The sequence below is a fragment of the Neobacillus sp. NRS-1170 genome, from assembly GCF_050468025.1.
Map to the genome: position 1 here is coordinate 1 of NZ_JBITPF010000033.1, position 10,400 is coordinate 10,400.

Consider the following 10,400-nt stretch of genomic DNA (forward strand, 5'->3'; position numbering starts at 1 on the left):
CGGGGTCTCCCCTGCCCCGTACTCCCGCAGGAGTCTTCGCGCCTTCCGCTCCAATCAACCGTGTTAAAGTTCAACAATGGCATTCAACTCAGCCTAATAAAAAAACATTCCCATTATTCGGCGGTTTTATGGTTTACATACCACTGTTCTATCAATGCGGCTGTTAATCGCCCGGTATTAATCAGGTTTTCAATGCTGATACATTCCCTGAAGGAATGGATATTTTGGAATCCCAGTCCAAGCGTCAAACAAGTTAGTCCATGTTCATTTAACACATTCGTATCGGCACCGCCCAATGTTTCTGTTAAATACGGCTTCACGTTTATAATTTGAGCCGCAGCTTCCACTGTTTTTACTAAAATATCATCCTCTGGAATATCAAAACCGAGGTACTTTTTCTCAATCCTCACGTCCACTTTTCCGCCCTTTTTCTCGGCGGCCTGCTTCATGACTTCCTCCATATGCTTTAGCTGGGCATCTAATTTTTCCTTTGAAAAACTCCTCACCTCACCAGCAATGGTGACACTGCCCGGAATGATTGATGTCAGCTCACCGCCTTTGATAATCCCGATATTGGCAAGTGTCTCCTCATCAATCGCGCCAAGCTTCATATTCACTAGTCCTTCGGCAGCAAGAAGAAACGCGCTGTTGCCCTCTTCGGCATTGAGGGCGATATGGGCAGCATTTCCTTGTATCTCCATCCAAATCCGGCTGCTGTACGGCCCTTTTAAAATAATCTGGCCGACATCGCCGCTGCTGTCAAAAATATAGCCGATTTTGCTTTTTGCCTTGCTGTAGTCCATATATGCGGCACCAACTAGGCCTGGCTGTTCATTGACCGTTAAAATGAATTCAATCGGTCCATGCGGGACCCCGCTGTCGATAATGGCGCGGATCGCTTCCAAATAAGCCGCCAATGCCGCCCTGTCATCGGCTCCGAGTATGGTCGTGCCATCTGAATGAATGACGCCTTCTTTAATGACTGGCTTCAATCCTTCGGTTGGCAGTACCGTGTCCATATGCGTTGAGAAAAATAAGGGAGGAATCGACGGATCCGTTCCTTCCCTCCAGGCGATTAAGTTCCCAACTTCGCCATCGAAATTTTTGTGCGCCTCATCAAACTCCAAGGTAAAACCTAGCTCCGGCAGTGCCTTTTTCAAATATTCGGCCACAAGACTTTCTTTTGTGCTCGGGCCATTTATTTTGGCCAGCTCCAAAAATAATTCCTGCAGGCGGTCCGCATTAATATAGTCAGCGGCTTTTGCTGCTTGATTCGTTCTCATTCAGGGTCCCTCCTTATATAATTAGCGGCTGACGACAATCTTTCCGTTCTTAATCACTGTTTCCACAATGTTCGTCCCTAGCTCGTAAGCGATATGCTTATAGGTTGGGACATCCCAAATCTGCAAATCTGCTAATTTCCCTTCTTCTATGACGCCCCTATCATCAAGGTCAAGCGCCTTTGCGCCTCCATAGGTGGCAGCTTTGATCGCTTCTTCCACAGAGAACTGATAAAGCCGGCAGGCAAGGTTAATCACAAATTGCATCGATTCGGTATAGCAGGCGGGGCATAAATCCGTTGCCAAGGCGATGTTCATGCCAAGGTCGAGCATTCTTCGTGCTGCGAACGGACGCTTATGAGCGACCGCAAAATCCAGGGCCGGCATTAACACCCCGGTAACTTTTGCTTCTGCGAGCTTTTCCATTACTTCAACAGGCGTGTAATTCAAATGGTCAATCGACACCATTTTCATTTCGGCTGCGAGGTCCGATCCGCCAATATAGGAATAGGCATCGGCATGAATTTTTGGTTTCATTCCATACTGGAGCCCGGCTTTCAGGATGATTTCTGATTCCTCTGCGGTAAAATAGCCTTCATCACACCAAACATCGCAAAATTCCGCCAGTCCCCGTTCCCCTACCTGCGGAATCATCTCGTTGACGATTTTAAAAAGATATTCAGCTTTCGTTAAATTTTCCGGAAATCCATGGGCACCTAAAAATGTATTAAGTACATCGATTGGTGTTTCTTTATCCAGCCTTCTGCCGACCTCTAAAATTTTGATTTCACTCTCGGTCGTCAAGCCATAGCCGCTCTTGCTTTCGACTGTGGTTATCCCATACTCCAGCATGTTCATCAGCCGTTTTTTCGATTGTTCAAACAGCTCTTCAGACGGTCGATTTCTCGTTAATTTAACAGTTCGGTTCGGTCCGGCAGAAATCCCGAGCTTTTTGGGGTCGAGCCCCGCCACCTTTGCTGCGTACTCTTCTACTCTAGTACCATAAAAAACTAAATGGGTGTGGGAATCTATGAAACCGGGGGCGACAACCTTTCCTTTAGCATCGATGACGGAAGAATGCTCTGTTATGAAGTCCTGCTTTATTTCCTCTTCCGTGCCGACAGCAGCAATTTTTCCATCCTTTACGGCAATCCAGGCATTTTGGAGGACGCAAATATCACTCATGCCTTCGCCCAAGCAGGTGATAACTTCGGAGGCATTGGTAATCAATAAATCTATTTTTGTTTTTAACTTTGTTTCAGACATTCTTTTTTAGAACCTCCAATCTTTATGTAAATCTAAAAAATTACACCTTATCAGCGGATTTTTTGGTTTTATCAGCGAATCTGGAGCATTTATCAGCGAATTCCAGAGTTTTATCAGCGAATCAAAACTGAGTAATAAAGAATAGTAGAGATCAATCCGGGATCTCTACTATCCAGTTTTTATTTCAAGTTTTATGCCTTTACGTTTTCCTTTTCTAAATCCTTAGGACCAAATGTTGCTTTTGGTGACCACCATAATGGCACCTTGATACTTTCGTTCGTAAGTTTTCCTTTACCATTTGCTACATCGCGGGCCGTTTCATAGCCGGCTTGGGCATGGCGGATAACGCCGATCCCGGAGTCAACGGTCATTGCCACTTCTAGTCTCATATCCGATTCTGCTGTACCATCGGCAACCATCGTAACACCGGTGTGAACTGCTTCCCCCATCGAATAGTTTGCTTGAAGGGCAATCAAATCACACATTCCGACTGCATTTAATAGACCGTTCAATACCGGCCAGTCAGAGATTAAATCGCCGCCGTCCTTCATATTTTCAGATTCAAAGGTTGGGTTCACGATTGAACCGGAGTCTAAGTTATCGCGGGAAAAAGCAACCGGTCCGGCAAGCTCGCCCTTTCGAATCATATCATTTACTTTTAACGCGAACTTCTTCCGCTGGCCAAAGCCCATGTAACAAATACGTGCTGGCAAGGCTTCGATTGGAATATGTTCTTTGGCAAGCTTGATCCAGCGGGTTACGAGTAGGTCATCACTGAATTCTTCTAAAATCATATCGTCAATTTTTCTTAAATCCTCTGCTTCACCGGATAGACATACCCAGCGGAATGGGCCGCGGCCTTCACAGAAGAGCGGACGGATGTATTCAGCAACGAAGCCTGGCAAACGCTTTGCTTCCTTCGCATCCATGCCGGCATCGATACATTCCTTGCGGATACTTGTACCGTATTCAAAGGATTTCACCCCTAAGTCTAAAAACTTAATGAGCGCTTTTAGCTCGCGTACCATCGTTTCACGTGCTTTTTCTAAATAAAGCTCACGGTTATTATCACGAAGCTCCTCTGCTTCTTGAACAGTGTAACCAGCTGGCAGGTAAGAGATTGGGTCATGGGCTGGTGTCATCGATGTGGCGATGTCTGGCAGGAACCCTTTTTGAATGACTTCTTCAAAAATATCAGCTGCGTTACCAACAACAGCAATCCCTAATGGTTTTCCCGCTGCCGCATATTCCTTCGACAAGGCGATCGCCTCATCCAAGGAATCTACTAAAACATCAATAAATTTCTTTTCAATACGGCGCTTTATGATTTCGACATTTGAATCACAAAGAATGGCGACACCGCCATGCATCGTCATCGCTCTTGTTTGGTTGCCTCCCATACCGCCTGCCCCAGCCGTTAACAGGATTTTCCCAACCAGGGAATCGTCATAATGTAAGCGGGCAATCGCTGATAGGGTTTCAAATGTACCTTGGATAACACCTTGGGTACCAATGTATTCCCATGGAGCCGCTGTATAATTGGCATACATCGTTAAGTTTTTATCTTGAAGATCATAGAATGTCGGCCAGTCTGCCTTCATGATGTTCGTCGTTGCCATGACAACGGTCGGCGCATATTTATGAGTTTTGAAGACGGCTACAGGCATCCCGGATTGGACAACCAGTGTCTCATCATCTTCCAGTTCCTTTAACGATTTTACGATGGCGTGGTAGGACTCCCAGTTACGGGCCGCTTTTCCGATCCCGCCATAAATGACGAGTTCTTCCGGCTTTTCAGCGTTCTCCATATTGTTTTCAAGCATCCGCAAGATGGCCTCTTGTCTCCAGCCCTTACAGCGAAGTTCCGGTCCTCTCTGTGCTTTAACGGAATATAAGATTTCTGGTTTTGACATAAATAAATTCCTCCTAGATTAGATGGTGTACTCGTATTTTTATATTGCAAGTACCGTGCCAAGATGGAAGATTCGTGCTTTTTCTTTAAAAATCGCGCTACTAACCTATTAAATTATGCTTAGCATATCAAAAAGGCCGCAGATAGTTTTTGCAGAGTTTACGGGGGTAAAGTCGATTAAAGCCTCAACATTGAAAACGTTTGCATTCTTTACTAGTGCAGATAAAATTTGCATGCAGATTATTTTAAACATTCATAATAAATGTTATATTTTGAAATATAGTCAGATACTTTTAAAGGGGGCTTTGGTATGAGTAATGCCGCATCAATCGGTTCACTGATTAGAAGCTTTGTAGAAGGAGTCATTGTCTTAAATGGCAACTGCGAAATTTTATGGCATGATGTAAATGAGGACCTCCAATTAAATCTTCCCATTGGAAGCAATATCTTTGATTTACTTCCAAATAAGGGAGAACTTTTAGTAGAAAATGACATCTATCAAGTTATAGTAAAGGATAAGAAGCTGGCAGTAGAGGTAAAAAAATTCTATATGGACCAAGATTATCTGATTCTCTGTATAGAAGATACAACCAATATAACAAACAACCAAAAAGCAAGGCTGTATTGTCTAGAAAAAATTATCGAATCACTGAATGAAGGGGTAATGATGAGTGACCACGATGGAAAAATTGTCTTGTACAACGGGACTCAGGAAAAATTAGAAGGTCTGGACAGCCGGGAGATTCTCGGGAAACCCCTGTGGGAAGCCTATAATTATAACCCGCAATATTCTGAGCACAAGCATACATTTAAAACCGGCAAACCGATCTTCTCCAGATATCGGGCTCACTCTACAATCAATGGGGTACCAAAGTATGTGAATTACAGTACTTATCCGATTCAAAAGAATGGGGAAACGATTGCTGTTTTTTCGATTAGTACGAATGAATCCAAACTCAAGAATTTGCTTCATGAAACGATTGAGCTTCGGAGGCAGGTCGTTCAATCGGATTCAACTAATCGCCCATTAAAAAACGGGACAACCTTTTCCTTTGATGATATTAAAGGAAAAAGCATTGCCTTAAAAAATCTCATTCTTGAGGCGCAAAATATTGCCATACATAATACCGACGTGCTAATCGTTGGGGAAACGGGAACAGGAAAAGAATTATTTGCTCAGAGTATCCATAATCACAGCCCAAGAGCAGAAAATCCATTTGTCGCAATAAACTGTGCGGCGATACCGGAAACTCTTTTAGAAAGCACGTTATTTGGGACAGTGAAGGGGGCATTTACCGGGGCAGCCAATCAGGTAGGGCTGTTTGAATATGCCAAGAACGGGACACTTTTCCTCGATGAAATTAACTCTATGCCGCTGACGCTGCAATCGAAATTAATCCGTGTTCTTCAGGAACGATTAGTTCGAAGAGTGGGGTCAAATGAAGTGACCCCTGTGGAGTGTACCGTAATCAGTGCATCAAACGAGGATCCGGAAAGGTTAATTGAGGAAGGAAAAATGCGCCTCGACTTATTTTACAGACTCGCACATACAAGCCTATATATTACTTCTATAAGGGAGCGCACAGAGGATATTCATTTTTTCATTCATTTTTTCCTCGATAAGTACCGGCGGAAATTTAATAAAGAGGTTCCGAATCTCTCAACTGAGCTTCTCTCGATTCTTCTTCAATATCATTGGCCCGGGAACACAAGAGAGCTCGAGCATTTAATCGAAAATTTAATCATTCGGGCTTCTGAAAATGATGCGGCGATCCATGTTGACCATCTGCCGGCATTTATGAAGAAGAAATTACTGGTGACTAAATCAGGGAAGGTCGAAAAGGAAAAGGAGTTGAAGAAGAATCCGTTTAAATCGATCTTCTCCAATTCACAAGAGCACTATATCCAAAAAACGTTAGATGAAGCGGATTGGAATATCTCACAAGCAGCCAAAACCCTTGGAATCACCCGGCAAAGCCTGCAGTATCATATTAAAAAACATGGTCTGGTTAAGCCAAGCAGCGGCATCTAAACGTATAGGAGGTAGATACCTCCTATTTTTTTATGAGGTTTCAACTAAAAAGGGCTGGTATTCTGTCCCCTGGCCCACTCCAACATACTTCAATCCTTTATCCTCCATGTATCTTTTTTGATAAAGGTTTCTTAAATCAAAGAAAAGCGGTTTTTTGAGGAGTGATTTGACTTTTTCTATATTAAGATTTCGAAATTGTTTCCACTCGGTGATAATGATTAAGGCATCACTATCCTTCATTGTTTCATATTCATCGTTGCAATAAACAATTCTGTCATTTAAATGCTCTAATCTCCATTTTGCCTCTTTGTAGGCAATGGGATCGTAGATTTTAAATTTTGCTCCTTTTTTGGCAAGTTCATTAAGAATGGTAATTGAAGGAGCCTCTCTCATATCGTCAGTATTAGGTTTAAAGGATAAACCCAATACGGCGAGCTGCTTATCCTGCAAATCTCCCATTTCATCACTGATTTTACGTGCCATTAATATTTTTTGATTTTCATTTGCTTTAATCGTTTGCTCAATTAATGTAAGGGGAGCTTCCATTTGCTTTCCCACTTCTGCTATCGCCCGCGTGTCCTTTGGAAAGCAACTTCCGCCATACCCTGGACCAGGATGTAAAAACTCCGGACCTATTCTCCCATCCTTCCCCATTCCATTTGCTACATCCTGAACATTTGCCCCTACCTTTTCGCAAAGATGGGCTATTTCATTCATAAAAGTTACCTTCATCGCAAGAAAAGCATTTGAAGCATACTTAATCATTTCAGCTGTTTCCATATCGGTTACGACATATTGGGACTCATCTAAAAATAATACTCGATACACTTGTTTGATTATATCCACGGCCCTCGTCGTTTGAGATCCGATAATAACTCGATCTGGATGTAAGAAATCATCGATGGCAGAGCCTTCTCTTAAAAATTCCGGATTTGCCAGTATATCAAAATCGTATGAAACACCTCTATGGCTAAGTTCTTCTAAAATCCATCCTTTAATCTTTTGGGCAGTGCCAATTGGTACGGTACTTTTATTAACGATTACTTTGTAACCATCCATATGCCTTCCAATTTCCCTGACTGCCGCTTCGATAAATTGTAAATCCGCACTGCCGTCTACAGTTGGCGGAGTACCAACTGCAATCATAATCACATCGCATTCGGATAACGCGTTTTTTAGATCAGTGGTAAATACTAAACGTTTGGCACAAATATTACGTTCTACTATCAATTCAAGCCCCGGTTCATAAATAGGAACGATACCTTCTTTTAACCCGCTAATTTTTTCGCTATTGTTATCTACACAAGTAACATCTAATCCTAAATCTGCAAGAACAGCACCGGTAACTAAGCCAACATATCCAGTACCAATCACCGCAATTTTATTTATCACCAGAACTTCTCACCCCTTGTTCATCTATTATAGCATGCAAAAAAATTATTAAATTCCTGCTAAAATATCCATTCGAGATTGATTTCCAAAACTACCATACCAGATTATCTGTTCCTACTATGCAGGTAATTTATAGAAAACGAAAGGGAATCAATGTTAATTAGACATTGATTCCCTTAATAGATGAATGGTTCCCTTCCTTTTATCTAAGGCTAGCTGCGATTACCTACATTTGCAGCTAAGATATGTGCAAGATGATGCTTACCATGCCATGAATAAATACCAATATTTTTTCCTACAGTCACTTCTCCTGACTCTGGATGGATAAACTTCTTTTCTAGATCATCAGGACTTAACTTTCGCAGCAGATGGACCCAACGGCAGTGTAAAGCATCCAGCAGCGAAAGTGAAATATCAACCGGCAAGCTGGAATCGGGCAGCTCAGCCCATTTGCCTTCTTCATAAGGCTTGATGACAGGAGTTTTCTCTGTAAGAGCTAATTTAAAACGAATATAGGCATTCATATGACTATCCGCAAGGTGATGGACTACCTGCCGGACTGTCCACCCTCCAGAACGATAAGGTGTATCTAGTTGTCTATCATTTAAGCCACTTACCGCGTCCCGTAACAATCCAGGTAATGCTTCAATCTCATTGATCCAGCCCTCCACAACAGCGGGCGTAATCTCACCATCATACTGAAATTTCCCAATTGGGTATCTCTCGTCCATTTCCATTCCTCCTCCAAAAAAAGGACCACTCATTTATCAGAGCAGTCCAAAAGTGCGTAAAGGTGGGCATCACCCTTATTTGAACTTATTATTGCTGATGAGTATTTAGTATTACAAATGGCAATTAAATTTTTAAACTAATACTCATGAAATAAAAGCGAAAAGGAATGTCGATTATTCAAACAGCTTAATAAACTCTCCATACCCTTCCTCCAGGAGTTTATCCTTTGGCACAAATCGGAGGGCTGCTGAATTAATGCAGTACCGTGCACGGTCGGGGCCTGGTCCATCATCGAATACGTGGCCGAGATGGGAATCCGAGGTTTTTCCTCGGACCTCGATTCTCCTCATTCCATGCGAGGTATCAAAACGCTCTTCAATTTCCATCCGGCGAAGCGGCTTTGTAAAGCTCGGCCAACCACAGCCTGCATCATATTTATCAGTTGAACTGAACAGAGGCTCTCCCGAAATAATATCGACATAAATGCCCTCATCCGTATGGTTCCAGTATTCATTTTGGAACGGCGGCTCTGTTTTGTTATTCCTGGTAACCTCAAACTGAAGCGGCGTCAGTTCCTTTCGTAATTCTTCATCACTTTTGCGCTTTTTCCAGTTTTCTCGAATGAAGCGCGCCCGCCCGGAACCTTCCCGATAGTGATTATAGTGAAAAGGCATTTTTTTATAATAATATTGATGCTTTTCCTCTGCCTTATAAAAAGGGCCTGCAGGGAGGATTTCGGTTACAATTGGCCGATTAAAACGTCCGCTTCCGGCAAGCTCCCTTTTTGATGTTTCCGCCATCTCATGCTGGGCTTCATTATGATAAAAAATCGCAGTCCGATACGAAAGACCCCGGTCATTGAACTGACCGCCTGCATCCGTTGGATCGATTTGCTGCCAAAACAGCTCTAGTAATTTTTCATAGGGAAAGACTTCGGGATCAAAGGTAATTTGAACTACCTCATAATGACCGGTTGTATCAGAACATACTTCCTCATAAGTAGGGTTTTCAGTATGGCCGCCTGTGTAGCCAGAGATTACTTCTTGAATCCCAGGCTGTTCGTCGAATGGCGATACCATGCACCAGAAACAGCCACCTGCAAATGTTGCTTTTTCCATGGGGGGATCAACTCCTTATTCATTCTGATTATTACCTTTAGAATAAACAAAATGCAATAAAAAAAGAAACCGAAGGAAAGATCCATCGGTTTCTTTGAATAATAGATTATTCTTTTGTAGAAGCATCAACAGTAGTATCTTCTGTTACTGCCTCTTCAGAAACTTTAGCTCCAGCTAAAACAGCAGAATTTGTTGCTGCATTTTCTCTTGCATTTTGGCTTGCTTTTACACTAGCTTGAGCTTTTGCTTTGTTTGCTGCAGATTTGTTTACTTTTGTAGCTTCTTCAGTTACTGCTTCTGCTTCTTCTGTTGCAGTTTCTTCAGTTACTGCTTCTGTTGCTTCTTCTCCAGCTTCTTCAGTTACTGCTTCTGTTGCTTCTTTGCCAGCTTCTTCAGTTACTGCTTCTGTTGCTTCTTCTCCAGCTTCCTCAGTTACTGCTTCTGTTGCTTCTTCTCCAGCTTCTTCAGTTACTGCTTCTGTTGCTTCTTTGCCAGCTTCTTCAGTTACTGCTTCTGTTGTTTCTTTGCCAGCTTCTTCAGTTACTGCTTCTGTTGCTTCTTCCCCAGCTTGTTCGTTTTCAGTTACTGCTTTTGCAGCTTCATTGGCAATTACTACAGCTGAGTTCTTTGATGCATTTTCTAAAGCAGTTTTACTTGCATGAGTTGCT

General features: G+C 42.7%; 7 protein-coding genes and 1 pseudogene. 1 reads left to right on the top strand and 7 read right to left on the bottom strand.

Annotated elements, in window-relative coordinates; genetic code table 11:
* Positions 1 to 113 precede the first annotated feature (113 nt).
* The 3 genes from ACIFOT_RS15555 to hutU all read right to left on the bottom strand — a co-directional run bounded on the left by ACIFOT_RS15555 (position 114) and on the right by hutU (position 4,459).
* On the bottom strand, positions 114 to 1,283 hold the full coding sequence (locus tag ACIFOT_RS15555) for a M20/M25/M40 family metallo-hydrolase (protein ID WP_430066060.1): 1,170 nt from the start codon (positions 1,281 to 1,283) through the stop codon (positions 114 to 116).
* A 21-nt stretch (positions 1,284 to 1,304) separates the two neighbouring features.
* Positions 1,305 to 2,546, bottom strand: a complete 1,242-nt coding sequence (gene hutI, locus ACIFOT_RS15560; protein ID WP_430066062.1) for an imidazolonepropionase — start codon at positions 2,544 to 2,546, stop codon at positions 1,305 to 1,307.
* Positions 2,547 to 2,737: 191 nt separating this feature from the next.
* On the bottom strand, positions 2,738 to 4,459 hold the full coding sequence (gene hutU / locus ACIFOT_RS15565; RefSeq protein ID WP_430066064.1) for a urocanate hydratase: 1,722 nt from the start codon (positions 4,457 to 4,459) through the stop codon (positions 2,738 to 2,740).
* Positions 4,460 to 4,768: 309 nt separating this feature from the next.
* Between hutU and ACIFOT_RS15570 the strand changes: the two genes are divergently transcribed.
* Positions 4,769 to 6,490, top strand: coding sequence for a sigma-54 interaction domain-containing protein (locus ACIFOT_RS15570; protein WP_430066066.1), 1,722 nt, complete (start codon positions 4,769 to 4,771; stop codon positions 6,488 to 6,490).
* Between the two features lie 30 nt (positions 6,491 to 6,520).
* Here ACIFOT_RS15570 and ACIFOT_RS15575 read toward each other — a convergent pair whose 3' ends face one another.
* The 4 genes and pseudogenes from ACIFOT_RS15575 to ACIFOT_RS15590 form a co-directional block, all read right to left on the bottom strand.
* Positions 6,521 to 7,882, bottom strand: a complete 1,362-nt coding sequence (locus ACIFOT_RS15575; protein WP_430066068.1) for a UDP-glucose dehydrogenase family protein — start codon at positions 7,880 to 7,882, stop codon at positions 6,521 to 6,523.
* 212 nt (positions 7,883 to 8,094) lie between these two features.
* Entirely contained in the window at positions 8,095 to 8,613 is a 519-nt protein-coding gene (locus ACIFOT_RS15580) for a YfiT family bacillithiol transferase (RefSeq protein ID WP_430066070.1), read from the bottom strand.
* A gap of 174 nt (positions 8,614 to 8,787) precedes the next feature.
* On the bottom strand, positions 8,788 to 9,732 hold the full coding sequence (gene msrA, locus ACIFOT_RS15585) for a peptide-methionine (S)-S-oxide reductase MsrA (RefSeq protein ID WP_430066072.1): 945 nt from the start codon (positions 9,730 to 9,732) through the stop codon (positions 8,788 to 8,790).
* Positions 9,733 to 9,838: 106 nt separating this feature from the next.
* Positions 9,839 to 10,400, bottom strand: a pseudogene (locus ACIFOT_RS15590) (hypothetical protein); the annotation flags it as partial.